The sequence below is a fragment of the Pseudonocardia benzenivorans CB1190 genome, assembly GCF_000196675.2.
Lineage (GTDB): Bacteria > Actinomycetota > Actinomycetes > Mycobacteriales > Pseudonocardiaceae > Pseudonocardia > Pseudonocardia benzenivorans.
The window spans coordinates 1,229,537-1,244,867 of the sequence record NC_015312.1; the positions used below are offsets into that span (position 1 = coordinate 1,229,537).

The following is a 15,331-nucleotide window of genomic DNA, read 5'->3' on the forward strand; positions in this document are numbered from 1 at the left end:
AACCCGAACAATGCCGCTCCTGGAGCGATCCGCGTGGTACGACATCGCACGCGACACGAACTGGACGCCGAAGTACGTCGAGGTCGACGAGCTGTTCCCGCCGGACCAGAGCGACCCGTACGGAATCCCTGTCGCCGAGTGGGAGACGTTCGATGAGCCGTACAAGGTCTCCTACCGGGAGTACGTCAGCGTTCAGCGGGAGAAGGACGCCGGCGCCTACTCGGTGAAGGCGGCCCTGGCGCGCTCGAGCTACTACGAGGACGCCGACCCGGCGTACCTCAGCATGCTGAAGCTCCACTACGGAGCCATCGCGCTCTCCGAGTACGCCGCCTGCCAGTCCGACGCCCGGATGACGCGCTTCTCCAAGGCCCCCGGAATGCGCAACATGGCGACCTTCGGAATGCTCGACGAGCTCCGACATGGCCAGATCCAGCTCTACTTTCCGCATCAGCTCGTGTCCCTGGACCGCCAGTTCGATTGGGCCCACCAGGCTCACCACAGCAAGAACTGGGCCGCGATCGCCGGCCGCCATGCGCTCGACGACGTGATGATGACCCGCGATGCCGTCACCACCTCGGTGATGCTGAACTTCGCGTTCGAGACGGGTCTGACCAACATCCAGATGATTGGCCTGTCGGCCGACGCGGCCAACATGGGCGACTTCACGTTCTCAAACCTGATCACCAGCATCCAGTCCGACGAGGCCAGGCACGCCCAGATCGGGACGCCTGTCCTTGAAATCATGGTGCGCAACGGCAGGAAGGCCGAGGCGCAACAGGCGGTCGACATCGCGTTCTGGAGGATCCACCGCATCTTCGCGATCCTCACCGGCATCCCGATGGACTACTGGATCCCGCTGGAGAAGCGCGACCGATCGTTCAAGGAGTACATGACCGAATTCGTCGGCGAACAGTTCGAGCGCCAGCTGCTCGACCTCGGCCTCGAGCGGCCCTGGTACTGGGACATCTTCCTCGAAGACGTCGAGACCCACCACCACTGCCAAGCCGCAGCCACGTGGGCGTGGCGCAACACCCTGTGGTGGAACCCGACCGGCAACGTCGGCCCCCGCGAGCGGGCGTGGCTGGAGGAGAAGTATCCCGGTTGGAACGACACGTTCGGAATGTACTGGGACGTTATGATCGAGAACATCCGCGCAGGTCATCCCGAGAAGTCCGAGGCGGTCGGCATGCCGGCCATGTGCAACATGTGCCAGATCCCGATCTCCAACAAGGGCGGGACCGTCTGGCAGGCCCGGGCCTACCAGCTCGAGTACGAGGGCCGGCTCTACAGCTTCTGCAGCACCGTCTGCAAGTGGATCTTCGAGCTCGAGCCCAGCCGGTACAAGACGTTCAACACGATTGCCGACCGCATGTACAACGGCGAGATCTCACCGAACACGCCGGAGAGCATCTTGCAGTACATGGGTTCCGGTGTGATCAGCCAGGGGGGACGGGACGCCCACGACCTCGCCTGGGTCAGGGCCTACGACGAGCCCGGCGCGACACCGAGGCTCGTCGCGGGCAGCTGATCCAGGGGATCCCCCAACCGGCACCACCCACGGAAACGGAGGTTGACGATGAGTTCCCTCGCAGTGATCGGACGTCTCGAGAAGGACGCCCACACCCGAATCATCGACGTCGACACGGACTTCACGATGGACCAGGTCGTCGAGGCCTGTCTCGCACCGGCAGTGGGCTACCAGGCTCGTCACCCGAAGCCCGGCGCGATGCTGCGGGTGCGGCCGACCACCGACACCGACGACGCGGACCCGTTCCCGCGATCGATGACGGTGGCGGAGGCGCGGCTGCGGCACTTCCAGCAGATCGACATCTACGTCTCGGACGACTGACCCGACGTGGTCCCTCCGGTTCGCGGACCGGAGGGACCACAGGGAAGGGAAGGACGGGCATGTCCCAACCGCCTCCGCCGCACTTCCACCAGGTGTGCCCTGCAGACGACCTCTGGGCCGGCGAGATGCAGGAATTCACCGTCGGTGAGACCCCGGTCCTGCTGCTACGCACGGACGACGGTGCCGTCCGCGCGGTGCAGTACACCTGCCCGCACCAGGACTTCCCGCTGAGCGACGGCGACTTTGACGGGTGCACGCTCACCTGCGGCGCCCATCTGTGGGAGTTCGACGCACAAACCGGCCGGAGCATAAACCCGGACGACGCGAAACTGGCGTTGTACCCCGTCGAAGAACGCGACGGATTCGTATTCGTCGCCGTCGACGGCATCGATCCATTCCATTCACACGCCTGACGGCGTGGTTCGGCTCGACAGGATGGGCACCAGAATGACAGAAACGACCACCCGGTCCTCGCTGCGAGCAGGCCCGCTCCTACGGGGCGGGGAGATCTCCGTCGTCGCCGTCGACGCGATCGCGGAGGACAACCCGGGCAAGGAGATCCACGTCGACGACCACCGCACCTACGTGCGGGTGGAGGCCGAGGGGGGCCTCGTCATCCGTCGCGCGACCATGGAACGACTCCTCGGCCGTCCGTTCGCCATGCAGGAACTCGAGGTCAATCTGACCGGCTATTCCGGACAGATCGACACGCATGACGAGTATATGCGCTGGTACTTCATCAAGCATTAGCGATACGGAAGAAGGATTGGAGCCACAACAATGGCTGTCGAGCACGAAAGCGATTTCGCACCCCTTAAGACCTGGAGCCACCTCGCCAAGAACCGGCGGCGCCCGACCGAGTACGAGATCGTCTCGACGAACCTGCTCTGGAGTACCGACGACGACGCCCCGTGGGCAATGGGACCCGACGTTCCGCTGAGCCGCTGGTACATCAAGTACCGCAACAACAGCCCGCTCCGCCACGGGGACTGGGACGGCTTCCGCGACCCCGACCAGTTGGTCTACCGCACGTACAATATGATCCAGGATGGCCAGGAGTCACACGTCGACGCCCTGCTCGAGGACCACAGCGGCAACGAGCACGACGAAGGGTTGACCACCGAGTGGGTAGGCCGGCTCGCGACGTTCTACACGCCGGCCAAGTACCTCCTGCATACGGTCCAGATGGCGGCGGCCTACCTCGCCGCGTTGTCGCCGTCGAGCACCATCGAGAACTGCTTCATCTTCGAGTCGGGTGACCAGCTCCGGTGGGTGTCACGCACTGCCTACCGCACCGCGGAGCTGCGTTCCACGCACCCGGATGTCGGCTTCGGCAGCCAGGAGCGCGCGACCTGGGAGAATCACCCCGCCTGGCAGGGCTTCCGCGAGCTCATGGAGAAGACCCTCGTCACGTGGGACTGGGCCGAGCAGTTCGTCGCGCTCAACCTGGTGGCGAAGCCTGCGATCGACGCCGCGCTGCTGCGCACCCTGTCGACCGTCGCGCACGACAACGGCGACACCCTGCTCGCCCTCCTCTGCCGAGCTCAGCTCATCGACAGTGAGCGGACGGTCCGATGGTCCGAGGCGCTGCTGCGGTACGCGCTGGACTCGCCGGAGCACGGAGACGACAACCGCGACCTGGTGCAGTCGTGGTTCAACAAGTGGGCCCCGTTGGCCGATGCCGCCGTCACCGCCTACTGCAGTGCGCTGGCACAGGCGGTCGACGCCGGTGAGGTCGCCCGGGAGCTTGCGAACCACCGTGAGTCGCTGCTGACACCGGCAGCCGTCGCTAGCCTCTGAGCCGGCGGGCACCGGAGCACCGTCGCGGTGCGCAGCGGCCGGATAGGGTCGATGGGCGCCGCGACGGTCGGCTCCGTTGTGCGACGATCTCAGGACTTCCACCCACGGTAAGGCCCCGACGATGCGGCACTGGGGAGGACCGATGACGCTCACCCTGCGCGACGTACTCCAGCAGGACGACCTCGACCTGCAGCTCGTCGTCGGAGGCGACGAGGCGCTCGAGACCGAGGTAGCCGGCTCCGCGTTCCTCCAGCTCGGCGAGCAGCCGCGCACCGACCGCCACCACAACCTGCTGCTGCTGACCAGTGGTGGCCCCGTCGGCCCCGACGAGGCGGCCGACCGCCGTCTAATCGCCGCAGCCCGGCGTGCAGGCGCCGCGGGCATCGTGCGTGCCGTCGTGAACGGCGACGAGGTCCCCCGGGCGCTGCGTGACGCGGCGGAACAGCACGACCTCGTCCTGCTCGTCGCTGGGTCGAGCGCCTCGCTGCGCGACGTCCAGGACGCCATCAACGAGCGCGTCACCCGTGCCGACCTGCAGCTCTACCAGCGCCTCCTGACACTGCAGTCGAGCCTCATCGCCGCCGTCTCTGCGCCTGACCCGACGGGCTCGCTCCTCCGCCAGCTCGGTGCCGTCGTCCACAGCACGGTGATCCTCTACTACCCGGACGGGCGGGTCCTCTCCGTGACCGGCGACGGACCCACGGAGGTCATCTGGCGCAACATCGACAAGAGCAGGCACACACGGCAGCGGTTCGCCGTCGGGCAGTGGCACGTCGTCGCCTCGCTGATCACCGGCTCCGACGAGACCCACCGATGGATCGTCCTCGCCAAGCGCGGGGCAGCGACGTCGGACGACATCGTCTCCCCGCTGATCGCCACGGTCGAGCAGCTCCTAGACGTCATCGCGCTGAGCCGGCGGGCCGCGGCGAACGAGGAGGCCCTCCAGCGCGCCGACGTCCTCACTCGCCTGATCACCGGGAACGAGCACGAGCGCTTCGGCTGGGACTACCTCCGTCCCTTTGGGTTCGTCCCGCACGGCCCCTGCTACGTCGCCGCGATCGCGCAGGCGCAGTGGACGGGAAAGCGCCTCGATCCGGAGGTGCACAGGCACCAGCTACGGGAGTCCACGCAGATCACCCGGGGCCTAGCGGCGAACTCGACGGCGCCAAACCTCGTCGCCGCGATCGACGGCCTCATCGTGCTGCTCGTCCAGGCCCCCGATCCGCAGATCGTCCAGGAGTGTGTCGAAGTGCTCGGCGGCCGCGGCTTCCCCGCGTCGGCGGGCGTCGGGCGCAAGGTCGCGTCCCTCGACCAGGTCGTCAACAGCTATCGCGACGCGCGGCTAGCCCTGACCCGCGCGCTGACCCGGCCGGACGGACCGGGTGCGGTCCAGCGGTTCGAGGACTTCACCGTTGCCGACATCGCGATCAGCACGGCGAGCGAGGACCAGCTCCGCGGCCGCGCTCGCGACCTCCTGGCCAGGCTGGACGGCAGCGGACCGATCCTGGAGACGTTGATGGCCTATCTCGACAGCAGCCTGAGCATCAACGACACCGCTAATGGCCTCCACATCCACCCGAACTCCGTGCGATACCGCATCAGTCGTGCCGAAGAGCTGATCGGGAGCTCACTGCGGGACCTGTCCACCATCGTCGACATCTACCTGGCCGTGCAGATCATGGCGCGGACGCGGTCGTCGACAGCGGGTTCGACGCCGTCCGCGGGCGCCGACGAGAGCTCGGTGGCCGAGCGTCAGCGGGTGACCCGGCGGTCGATGTAGCGCGCCGCCGCTGTCACCGTGTCGCTCAGACCGCCACTGATCTCGACATCAGCGAGCAGACGATCTACGTCTGGCGCCGCCAAGAACTCATCGGACGGTCAGAGCCGCGCCGCGCTCCGGACGAGGTCGGCGACGGCGCGCGACCGGCTCTGCGGGGGCCAGGCGATCACCGTGGTCACCGAAGGTGCGTCGACCAGGGGGACGGCGACGACGTCGTCGCGCAGGTGGACGCGGACCGACTCGGGCAGCACCGCGAGCGTCCGGCCGAGGGCGATCAGCTGCAGGAGCTGGGAGTGGTCGCGGACCTCCGGACCGGGGCCCGCCGGGTAGGTGCCGTCGCGGCGGGGCCAGCGCGGCTGCGGGAGCCCGCGCACCGCGGCGACGTCGTCGGTGCGCAGCCGACTGTGGCTGGTCAGCGGGTGTCCCGCGGGCAGGAGCACCACCTGCCCCTCGGTGTGCAGGTCCTCGTAGTCGAATCCGGTCGTCGAGTCGAAGGGCCGGTGCAGGAGGGCGACGTCGGCGCGGCCGTCGCGCAGCATCGGCTCCTGTTCGCCGCGTCCGCAGAGCACGACCTCGACGGGGACGGCGCCGGGCTCGGCCGCGTAGGCGTCGAGCAGCTTCGCCAGCAGCTCGTTCGACGCGCCCGCCTTCGTGACGAGCACCAGCCCGGCGTCGCCGCTCCCGGCTGCCGCGCGGCGGGTGCGGCGCTCGGCGGCGTCGATCGCGGCGAGCGCGGCGCGGCCCTCGCGCAGGAGCACCTCCCCGGCCTCGGTCAGCGTCACGGAGCGGCTGGTCCGCTCGAGCAACGTCGCTCCGAGCCTGCGCTCGAGCAGCCCGATCGCCCGTGACAGCGGGGGCTGGGCGATCCCGAGGCGCCGGGCCGCCCGCCCGAAGTGCAGCTCCTCGGCGACGGCGACGAAGTACCGCAGCTCCCGTGTCTCCACCACACCCACAGTACCCGTGTGGACCTGCGTCGATACCGCGGTGATATCGACGGCGACCCGATCGGTGTTGGAGCGCGCGACCACTCCGGGCGCACTGTGGACCGCATGAGCGAACGCACGATCGCGCTGGTCACCGGCGCGAACAAGGGGATCGGGTACGAGATCGCGGCGGGCCTCGGCGCGCGCGGGATGTCGGTCGGGGTCGGTGCGCGTGACGACGGGCGTCGCGCCGTGGCCGTCGAGAAGCTCCGGGCCGCGGGCGTCGACGCGTTCGGTGTACCGCTGGACGTCACCGACGACGAGAGCGTCGCCGCTGCGGCCCGGCTGCTCGAGGAGCGGGCCGGTCGGCTGGACGTGCTGGTCAACAACGCGGCCATCACCGGCGGTGGGCCGCAGGAGCCGACGGTCGTCGACCTCGCGACGGTGCGGACGGTCGTCGAGACCAACGTGCTCGGGGTCATCCGCGTCACCAACGCGATGCTGCCGCTGCTGCGGCGATCCACGTCGCCACGGATCGTGAACATGTCCAGCGGTGTCGCCTCGCTGACACGCCAGAGCCAGGGGGGCGACGTCGGCCCGATCTCGGCCGCGTACGCGCCGTCGAAGACCTTCCTCAACGCGGTGACCATCCAGTACGTCAAAGAGCTGCAGGGAACGAACATCCTGGTCAACGCCGCGTGCCCCGGCTACGTCGCGACGGATCTCAACGGCCACCGTGGCCACCGGACACCGGAGCAGGGCGCGGCGACGGCCATCCGGCTCGCGACGCTGCCCGACGGCGGGCCGACGGGCGGGTTCTTCGAGGACGCGGGTGTCGTGCCCTGGTGAGCGTTGACACGCAAGTGGTGACTTGCGTATAAATCCGGTGGTGGACGCCGACCTGTTCAAGGCGCTCGGCGACGCGACGCGACGAACGATCCTCGACGAGCTGATCGAGAGGGACGGCCAGACCCTCTTCGAGCTGTGCGGCCGGCTGGTCATGCGGCACGGCCTCACCTCGTCGCGGCAGGCGATCTCGCAGCACCTCGCCGTCCTCGAGCAGGCCGGCCTGGTGCACACCCGGCGCCAGGGCCGGTACAAGTTCCACCACATCGACACCAGCCCGTTGCGGGCGATCGTCGAGCGGTGGCCCGTCGAGAGGGAGGCAACCGACCCGTGATCAGGATCAACCTCGCCAGCGTGTGGGTCGACGACCAGGCGAAGGCGCTGGCCTTCTACACGGAGAAACTCGGGTTCCTCAAGAAGACCGACGTGCCGATGGGCGAGGCGCGGTGGCTCACCGTCGTCTCGCCCGCGGTGCCGGACGGGGTCGAGCTGCTGCTGGAGCCCGACGGGCACCCCGCCGCGAAGCCGCTGAAGGAGGCGCTCGTCGCCGACGGCATCCCGTTCACGCAGTTCGCGGTCGACGACGTGTACGCCGAGCACGAGCGGCTGACCGGGCTGGGCGTGGTGTTCACCCAGGAGCCCACCGACTTCGGGCCCGTCGTCACCGCGGTACTCGACGACACCTGCGGCAACCTCATCCAGCTCGCGACGATGAAGTAGCCGGGCGGTCCCGGCCGTGGTGCGCAGGTGCAGCCGTCAGCCGACGCGCGCGTCCCACTCGATGTGGTGGCCGAACAGCCACTCGCTCGGGCCTGCACCGGTCCGTGCCGCCCGGGCGGCGACCAGCGGCATGATCACCTTGTCGCGGATGACCCGCGTGACCGGCCCGGCGGTCTTGCCCGACCCGTTGCGCCTGCCCTGCCTGACGACCTTCTCCACCCGCTCGCGGCGCTGCGACTCGTACCCGGCGAAAGCCGAGTCGATCGACGGATGGTCGCGCAGGCAGCGGGCCAGCGTCACGGCGTCCTCGATCGCCATCGCGGTCGTCGACTGGTTCATGACCGAGGCCGCCGCGCTCCAGCAGAAGGCGACGGCCGAGCTGGCCGGCGACACGACGGCGACACCGGGCCGGGGGGTGGACGAGCGGCGCCACCGACGGTGACCCGCCGCGCGGGACCGGACGGCCCGCGACGGGCGCGCCGACCCCGGCGGGCCGCACCCGGGTCGCGCAGCTCGGCGGCATCCCGGCGTAGGGCCTGCCGGCGCTGCAGGGCATGGGGCCCAGGGCGATCCGGATCTCGGGCGGCGCTCGCGGACCGCGGCACGCCGGCCCGACACGTCGCGGCGCCGGTACCCGTCGGGAACCGGCGCCGCGATCGTCGGCGTCAGGTGGCGGCGGCCTGCGAGGCGTGGGCGCCGCGGCGGCCGGGGACGGACCCTGAGCCCTCGCGCGGTGCCGGGGCCGGCTGTCCCAGCTCCTTGCCGAGCACGCCGGCGAGCCGGCTCAGCTCGGCGCGGACGTCGGCCTGCACGGCCGTGAGGCGCTCGACCTCCTGGTTCGCCTTCTCCTCGCGACGCCGCGCAGCCTGCTCGGCCACCTTGCGGGCCTCCTCGGCTGCGGCCTCGGACTCCTGACGCAGCCGCTCGGCGACCCGGGCGGCGTTGGCGTGCAGCTCGTCGGCCTGCTCACGGGCGGCGGCCAGCTGGTCGGCGATCTGCTGCTCGCGGTCCTGCAGCTCCGACGCGCGCTGCGCGGCCTGCTGCTCCATCGCCGAGGCCCGGCTGATCAGACTCTGCTCCACCTCGTGGCGGTGCTGCTCGGCCTCGGTGCGCGCCTTCTCGACGATGCCGGACGCCTCCCGGGAGGCGTTGGCGCGCAACTCCGTCGCCTCCTGCTCGGCCATGCGCAACAGCTTCTCCGCGCGGAAGCCGAAACCCTCCTCGGTCGGCGCGGCCGGCTCCGGAGCCGGCCGGTTGCGGGCCTCGCGCAGCTCGCGCTCGGTGGCCTCGGCATGTTCGGTCGCGAGGCGGAGCTTGCGCTGTCCCTCGGCGATCTCGGTACGCATGCGCCCGAGCTTCTCGACGAGCCCGGCGACGTACTCGTCGACCTGCCTGCGCTCGTACCCGCGCATGGCGACCGGGAATTCGGGCACGTTCTCGGTCGTGGGGATCGGTCCGGTCACAGAGGTTTTCCTCCTGGAGGGCGGGGTGCCGAGCACCTCGCGCGTCGGACGTGCGGAAAACGGACATGGAGCGGTGACGGCGGGCTGACCTGCCTGTCGTCGGGTGCGTCGCCTGGGGAGCGGCACGGGACCGGGGAAATCCGGTTCCGTGAGGGATGTCGGGCGTGGGCGCCGTTACGTTATCCACGTCGCGCACGGCGGCCACCAGGTCCGTTCGGCGGAATCGCCGGTGCGACGAATGGCCCCACCGTCGCAGCGTCGTCCCGGATACGGCAGCCTGTCGTCGATGGACGGTTGCCGGGAGGGGAACAACGGTGGGTGAGCGCACGGTCCGACTCGCATACGGCCACAGCGGCTTGGAGGTGGACCTACCGGCCGGCCGGACGACGGTCGTCGAGCCACGGCACCTGACGGTGACGACGCGACCGGAGCAGCTCGTCCGCGACGCGCTGCGCAACCCGGTCGCAGGGCCGCCGCTGCGGGAGGTCGTCCGGCCGGGGCAGCGCGTCGCGATCTCGATCTGCGACGGCACCCGCCCGCAGCCGCGCGAGCTGATGCTCACCGAGATCTTCGCCGAGCTCGACGGGATCGTCGCACCCGACGACGTGACGATCATGGTGGCCACCGGCACCCACCGCGGCAACACCGACGACGAGCTGCTCGCCATGCTGGGCAAGGAGATCCTCGGGACCTACCGGGTCGTCAACCACGACGCGCGCGACGAGTCCACCCTGGTGTGGCGCGGTCGCCACGGCGCCGACGTGCCCGTCTGGCTCGCCCGCGACTGGGTGGAGGCCGACGTCCGGCTCACGACCGGTTTCGTGGAACCACACTTCTTCGCCGGCTTCAGCGGCGGTCCGAAGCTCGTCGCGCCGGGGCTCGCGGCGCTGGAGACCGTCCTGACGCTGCACGACGCCCGGCGGATCGGGGACCCGAAGGCGATCTGGGGGATCTGTGAGGGCAACCCCGTCCACGACGACGTGCGCGCCATCGCCGCGGCGACCGGCGTCGACTTCGCCTGCGACGTCATCCTCGACCGCGACCAGCGCGTCGTCGCCGCGTTCGGCGGGGAGGTGCTCGCGATGCACGCCGTCGCGCGGGAGGAGGCGCGCCGCGTCGCCATGGTCCCGGTCGACGGGCTGTTCGACGTCGTCGTCACCACCAACGCCGGGCACCCCCTCGACCAGAACCTCTACCAGGCGGTCAAGGGCATGTCGGCGGCCGCGACCGTCGTGCGCCCCGGCGGGCGGATCGTCTGCGCCGCGGAGTGCCGCGACGGTTTCCCCGACCACGGCTCGTTCCGCGAGGTGCTGGCCTCCGCCGACTCCCCGCGCGCGCTGCTGGAGTCGATCGCCGCCCGCGAGCGGACCGTCCCGGACCAGTGGCAGGTGCAGGTGCTGGCCCGCGTCCTCGACCGGGCGCAGGTGGCGGTCCGCACCGACTTCCTCGACGCCGACGACCTGCGCTCGGCGCACCTGCTGCCGTGCGAGGACGTCCGCGCCACCGTCGACGAGGCCCTCGCCGCCGCGGGTCCCGACGCGCGTGTGTGCGTGCTCCCGGAGGGCCCGCTGACCCTGCCCTACGTCGCCGCCTGAGGCGACCGGCACGCCTCCGCCAGCCACGCACGGTCAGCGCATCGCGCGTGCGGCCATGATGCTGCTCAGCCGCGTCATCCCCGCGGGGGAGAGGCGGGTCAACCGCCACATCAGGCCCGCGTACCGGGGCACGGCCACGAGCGCCCTGTTGCGGTCGACGGCGCGCAGCACGTCGGCGGCCAGCGTGTCGGCGTCGTAGAGCTTCCCGCCGCTCATCTTCGTGATCATCCTGCGGGTGTCGACAGTGTCGTCGGACGGGATGCGCGGCAGATCGGACGGCGAGCCCTTGTCGAGCAACGGGGTGTCCACTCCCGCCGGGCACACGACCGTGACGCGTACGCCGTACCGGGCGGCCTCGGCGCGCAGGCTCAGCGACAGCCCGACGACCCCCCACTTCGTCGTCGCGTAGGAGGTCAGCCCCGGGCACGGGACGAGCCCGGCCATCGACGCCGTGTTGACGATGTGCCCGCGCCGCTGCTCGACCATGACGGGATAGGCCGCGTGCACCCCGTGCACGACGCCCCGCAGGTTGACGTCGACGACGCGGTCCCAGTGGGCGGACGTCAGCTCCTCGACGGGGCCGCCGATGCCGAGCCCGGCGTTGTTGACCATGATGTCGAGCCCGCCGCGGGCGTCGACGGTGTCGGCGACCAGCTTCTCGACGGCCGACCCGTCGCGGACGTCGAGCTCGGTGGCCACGGCGGTCCCGGGACCGCGGGCGGACATGGCGTCCGCGGCCGACGTCGCCCCCTCGATGTCGACGTCGGCCAGCACGACGGTGTCGCCGCGGGTGACGAGTGCCGCGCCGAGGGCCCTCCCGATTCCCGACGCGCCGCCCGTCACGATCGCGATCCGTGCTCTGCGCGGGTTCGTCATGCCGTCCACCCTGCCGGGCACGGCCGCGGCCTCACCAGGGCCCAAACTCCTCCGGGGGCGCGAGCCGAGGCCGCCGAGGGGCGCCCCTAGTCGGGGACGATCTCGATCCAGCCGCGCACGACCTCCGGTGTCACCGATCCCTGCAGGTCGGGGTGGTCGGACCGGACGTGGTCGAGCACCGCCGTCACGACGGGCCCCTCCTGGGCGTCGCGGGTCTGGAAACCGCACTCGCAGGTCACCTGGTTCACAGCTGCTCCGATCGTCGGACTCCGCGGCGCCGGCTCCGGCGCCCTTGCCGATCCGAAAGTATTGACACCGACCCTGCCGAAAACCTGCAATTGTGCGTCGTGGTCCGGATCCAGCTGCACGGACGCTTCGCGCTCGCGGTCGACGGCAGGTCCGTCGAGCAGGCCTTGCCCGGCCGGCGCGGCAGGCTGCTGGTCGCGCTGCTGGCCGATGCGCGGCACGGCCCGGTCGACCGCAGGACGATCGTGGAACGGCTGTGGGCACCGGCGACCCCGCCCGACGGCGCCTCTGCGACGTTCACCGCGCTGCTGTCCAAGGTCCGGGCCCTGGCCGCGCCCGCGGAGATCCGGGGCCGGTCCGGTCTGCAGCTGGTCCTGCCGGAGGGGTCGATCGTCGACGGCGCCGTCGCCGGGGCCGCACTGCACGCCGCCGAGGCCGCGACGGCGCAGCGCGACTGGAGGCGGGCCTGGACCGAGGCGCTGAGCGCGCTGTTCGTGCTGCAGCGCACGTTCCTCGCCGACTTCGACGAGCCCTGGGTGCTGCGCCGCCGCGAGGAGCTCGCGCACGACCGGCGCCGGGCGCTGACCTGCTACGCGGAGGCGTGCCTGCAGCTCGGGCCGACCGAGCTCGCGAGCGCCGAGCGCAGCGCCCGCGCGCTGGTCGACGAGGACCCGCTCTCCGAGACCGGGTACCGGTTGCTGATGCGCGCGCTCGACCGTCGCGGCGACCGCGGTGCCGCGCTGGAGGTCTACGAGCGGCTCACCCGGGTGCTGCGCGACGACCTCGGCGCCGTCCCGGGGCCGGTGAGCCGGGCGCTGCACGCGGAGCTGCTCGGGGCGGCGCCGAGCGGCCGGGGATGATGGGCGGCATGCCCACCAGGCCCCCGATCCGTCAGATCCCGATCCGCGAGGAGCCCATCCGGCTCGGTCAGTTCCTCAAGCTCGCCGGCCTCGCCGAGGACGGTGTGCACGCGCGCGAGCTCGTCGAGTCCGAGGCCGTGCAGGTCAACGGCCGGCTCGAGACCCGCCGCGGCGCCCAGCTGCGGGCCGGGGACGTCGTCGCGGTGGGCGACGAGCGCGCCCGCCCGGTCCTGGACTGAGCCGCCGCCCGGGGCCCGGCGCCCGTCACCACCCCAGCGCGGCGTCGATCCGTTGCTCGACGACGGGCGCCATCGACGCGGTGAACGTGGCGGTGAGGTGGTTGTCGTCCATGTAGACCAGCACGTTGCCGATCTCGGCCGGGCACTGCCCGTCGGGCGTGCACAGCAGGTCGCTGAAGTCGAGGAAACGCACGTTGGGCGGGACGTTCGGGGCCGCGACGTACGACGGCACCGCGGGGTACCAGGCGTCGCGCTCGGCACCGCACTCCGGCGCGCCGCGGCCCTTCTCCTGCACGCAGTCGGGCGGGCGGAAGTCGAAGCGCGGGTTGTCGCGCACCGCCAGGACCGGGATCCCCGCGTCGGACAGCCGCGTCCAGGCCTCCACGAATCCCGCCGGCGTCTGCTCGGTCCGGCCCGCCCGGACGTCGCGGCTGGCCAGGGTGAACACGGCGTCCGGACGCATGTCGAGGATCGCCTGGATCGCGGCGCCGTTGCGGTCGAGGCACTCGGTGTTCCCGGGCTCGGTGTCCGACGTGGTCGAGAACGGGCAGGCGCCGCGCAGCATGGAGACGATCTCCCAGTTGTGCCGCTGGGCGATCGGCTGCAGGGCGCCGAGGTACTGCTGCGCGTGCGAGTCGCCGACGACGACGACCCGCCGCGCCGGCTCGCCGTCGGTGGCGAGCGTGCACGTCTCGAGCGGCGGGTGGGCGGCGTCGGGGCCGCAGGTCCAGCCGTCGTCCTGGCGGGCCCAGTCGTCGGCGATGGAGACCATGGGCGGCAGCGGCTCGACGCTGCCGGAGTCCACATGGGCGTAGCCCGCGACGGTGGCCATCGCGCCGGGGTGCTGGGGGTCACCGATCGCGGCCCCGTGGTCGGCCCGTACCAGCGCGACCGCCTGCCACACCCCCGCCGACGCGAGCACGAGGACCAGCGCCACCATGCCGAGCCGGTACTGCCGAAGGGGTGACCGGCTGCGTCGTCGCATGGGTTCCTCGACGAGATGATGGGTCAGTACCGCCAGCACGAGCGACAGCAGGATCACGAACATGCCGCCCTCGAGCCCGGCGGTGGCGCTGTCGGTGAGGACGAGGACGTACAGCAGCACGGGCCAGTGCCACAGGTACAGCGAGTAGCTGATGTCGCCCAGGTAGCGCAGCGGACGCGTGGACAGGAACCGGTCGGCGCCGCGGGGGTGCCCGGTCGCGCCCGCCAGCAGGACGAATGCGGCCGCGCCCGTCGGCCAGAGTGCCGCGTACCCGGGGAAGACGCTCCCGACCTGCAGCACCGCGCCGCACGCGACGAGTCCGAGGACCCCGGTCCAGCCGAGCAGCACCCGCAGCTTCTGCGGCAGGTCGACGCGGTCGATCCACAGCGCGAGCAGCCCGCCCAGTGCGAACTCCCACACCCGCGTCAGCGAGTGGAAGTAGGCGAGTGGCTGGTCGCTGATCGTCAGGAAGACGGAGTAGGACAGCGACGCCACGAGCACCGCGGCGAGCACCCGGGTGAGGGTGCGGTCCAGGCGCGCGCGTCCCGCGACGAGCACGACCGCGCCGACCAGCAGCGGCCACACGATGTAGAACTGCACCTGGATCGACAGCGACCAGAAGTGCTGCACGACGCTGGCGGTCTGGTGCTGGGCCGAGTAGTCGACCGAGTCCGCGGCCAGCCGCCAGTTCTCCAGGAAGAACGCCGAGGCGGCGACCTCCCGGATCGTCTGCAGCCAGCGGGCCTCCGGGAGGACGACGAGCCCCGCGACGACCGTCGCGACCAGGACGACCGCCGCCGCCGGCAGCAGCCGCGCGATCTGCCGCCCCCAGGTGCGGGTGAACCCGATGGGCCCGCGGGCGGCCGTGCGGTGCAGCTGCCCGGTGATCAGGAATCCCGAGACCAGGAAGAACACGTCGACGCCGCCGGAGATCCGGTCGAACCACACGTGGTAGACGACGACGAGCGCGACGGCGAGGGCGCGCAGGCCCTGCAGCTCCGGCCGGTAGCGGCGGGTGCTCGCGGTCCCGGTCTCGACGACGGGGGGAGCGGGCAGCGCGGACATCGTGGGGAATTCTCGCATCCCGGAGATCACGGGCGGCGACGGAGGTGTCACCGGGACGTTACGGGCACGTCGTCGGCCGGCCAC

18 protein-coding genes are annotated in these 15,331 nt (G+C 71.2%); 12 read left to right on the forward strand and 6 right to left on the reverse strand.

Annotated elements, in window-relative coordinates; translation table 11 throughout:
• Positions 1–10: 10 nt before the first annotated feature.
• The 6 genes from PSED_RS05890 (at position 11) to PSED_RS05915 (ending at position 5,429) form a co-directional block, all read left to right on the forward strand.
• Positions 11–1,528, forward strand: coding sequence for a YHS domain-containing protein (locus PSED_RS05890; protein WP_013673340.1), 1,518 nt, complete (start codon positions 11–13; stop codon positions 1,526–1,528).
• Positions 1,529–1,576: 48 nt separating this feature from the next.
• A complete protein-coding gene (locus PSED_RS05895) occupies positions 1,577–1,849 on the forward strand; it encodes a toluene-4-monooxygenase system B family protein (RefSeq protein ID WP_013673341.1) in 273 nt (90 codons plus the stop codon).
• A 59-nt stretch (positions 1,850–1,908) separates the two neighbouring features.
• Positions 1,909–2,262, forward strand: coding sequence for a Rieske 2Fe-2S domain-containing protein (locus tag PSED_RS05900; protein ID WP_013673342.1), 354 nt, complete (start codon positions 1,909–1,911; stop codon positions 2,260–2,262).
• 34 nt (positions 2,263–2,296) lie between these two features.
• On the forward strand, positions 2,297–2,599 hold the full coding sequence (locus PSED_RS05905) for an MmoB/DmpM family protein (protein ID WP_013673343.1): 303 nt from the start codon (positions 2,297–2,299) through the stop codon (positions 2,597–2,599).
• A gap of 30 nt (positions 2,600–2,629) precedes the next feature.
• Complete coding sequence (locus PSED_RS05910) at positions 2,630–3,649, forward strand: aromatic/alkene monooxygenase hydroxylase subunit beta (RefSeq protein WP_013673344.1); 1,020 nt, start codon at positions 2,630–2,632, stop codon at positions 3,647–3,649.
• A 142-nt stretch (positions 3,650–3,791) separates the two neighbouring features.
• Positions 3,792–5,429 carry a PucR family transcriptional regulator gene (locus PSED_RS05915; protein ID WP_013673345.1) on the forward strand — a complete coding sequence of 546 codons (1,638 nt, stop codon included), beginning with the start codon at positions 3,792–3,794 and terminating at the stop codon, positions 5,427–5,429.
• Between the two features lie 98 nt (positions 5,430–5,527).
• On the opposite strand, the gene PSED_RS05920 is transcribed toward PSED_RS05915, so the two are convergent.
• On the reverse strand, positions 5,528–6,373 hold the full coding sequence (locus PSED_RS05920; protein WP_041760549.1) for a LysR family transcriptional regulator: 846 nt from the start codon (positions 6,371–6,373) through the stop codon (positions 5,528–5,530).
• A gap of 105 nt (positions 6,374–6,478) precedes the next feature.
• Between PSED_RS05920 and PSED_RS05925 the strand changes: the two genes are divergently transcribed.
• Genes PSED_RS05925 through PSED_RS05935 form a run of 3 tightly spaced genes read left to right on the forward strand, consistent with a single transcriptional unit; the run spans position 6,479 to position 7,918 of the window.
• On the forward strand, positions 6,479–7,201 hold the full coding sequence (locus tag PSED_RS05925) for an SDR family oxidoreductase (RefSeq protein ID WP_013673347.1): 723 nt from the start codon (positions 6,479–6,481) through the stop codon (positions 7,199–7,201).
• Positions 7,202–7,241: 40 nt separating this feature from the next.
• Positions 7,242–7,532: an ArsR/SmtB family transcription factor gene (locus PSED_RS05930; RefSeq protein ID WP_041759319.1), complete on the forward strand. Its 291-nt coding sequence runs from the start codon at positions 7,242–7,244 to the stop codon at positions 7,530–7,532.
• Entirely contained in the window at positions 7,529–7,918 is a 390-nt protein-coding gene (locus tag PSED_RS05935) for a VOC family protein (RefSeq protein WP_013673349.1), read from the forward strand. Before PSED_RS05930 ends, PSED_RS05935 begins: the two co-directional genes overlap by 4 nt.
• A gap of 36 nt (positions 7,919–7,954) precedes the next feature.
• Here the strand turns inward: PSED_RS05935 and PSED_RS05940 are convergent, their stop codons facing one another.
• Both PSED_RS05940 and PSED_RS05945 read right to left on the reverse strand, forming a co-directional pair.
• Positions 7,955–8,257, reverse strand: a complete 303-nt coding sequence (locus PSED_RS05940; RefSeq protein ID WP_041759321.1) for a hypothetical protein — start codon at positions 8,255–8,257, stop codon at positions 7,955–7,957.
• Positions 8,258–8,583: 326 nt separating this feature from the next.
• Positions 8,584–9,381 (reverse strand): DivIVA domain-containing protein, encoded by a 798-nt coding sequence (locus tag PSED_RS05945; protein ID WP_013673350.1) that lies wholly within the window; start codon positions 9,379–9,381, stop codon positions 8,584–8,586.
• Positions 9,382–9,695: 314 nt separating this feature from the next.
• Between PSED_RS05945 and larA the strand changes: the two genes are divergently transcribed.
• Complete coding sequence (gene larA, locus PSED_RS05950; protein ID WP_013673351.1) at positions 9,696–10,976, forward strand: nickel-dependent lactate racemase; 1,281 nt, start codon at positions 9,696–9,698, stop codon at positions 10,974–10,976.
• A gap of 33 nt (positions 10,977–11,009) precedes the next feature.
• Here larA and PSED_RS05955 read toward each other — a convergent pair whose 3' ends face one another.
• Positions 11,010–11,852 (reverse strand): SDR family oxidoreductase, encoded by an 843-nt coding sequence (locus PSED_RS05955; RefSeq protein WP_041759323.1) that lies wholly within the window; start codon positions 11,850–11,852, stop codon positions 11,010–11,012.
• A gap of 86 nt (positions 11,853–11,938) precedes the next feature.
• On the reverse strand, positions 11,939–12,100 hold the full coding sequence (locus tag PSED_RS05960) for a hypothetical protein (protein ID WP_013673353.1): 162 nt from the start codon (positions 12,098–12,100) through the stop codon (positions 11,939–11,941).
• Positions 12,101–12,199: 99 nt separating this feature from the next.
• Between PSED_RS05960 and PSED_RS05965 the strand changes: the two genes are divergently transcribed.
• Positions 12,200–12,958, forward strand: coding sequence for an AfsR/SARP family transcriptional regulator (locus PSED_RS05965; RefSeq protein WP_013673354.1), 759 nt, complete (start codon positions 12,200–12,202; stop codon positions 12,956–12,958).
• Between the two features lie 8 nt (positions 12,959–12,966).
• A complete protein-coding gene (locus PSED_RS05970) occupies positions 12,967–13,197 on the forward strand; it encodes an RNA-binding S4 domain-containing protein (protein WP_041760550.1) in 231 nt (76 codons plus the stop codon).
• A gap of 25 nt (positions 13,198–13,222) precedes the next feature.
• Here the strand turns inward: PSED_RS05970 and PSED_RS05975 are convergent, their stop codons facing one another.
• Positions 13,223–15,247: an acyltransferase family protein gene (locus PSED_RS05975; RefSeq protein ID WP_049803318.1), complete on the reverse strand. Its 2,025-nt coding sequence runs from the start codon at positions 15,245–15,247 to the stop codon at positions 13,223–13,225.
• Between the last annotated feature and the right edge of the window lie 84 nt (positions 15,248–15,331).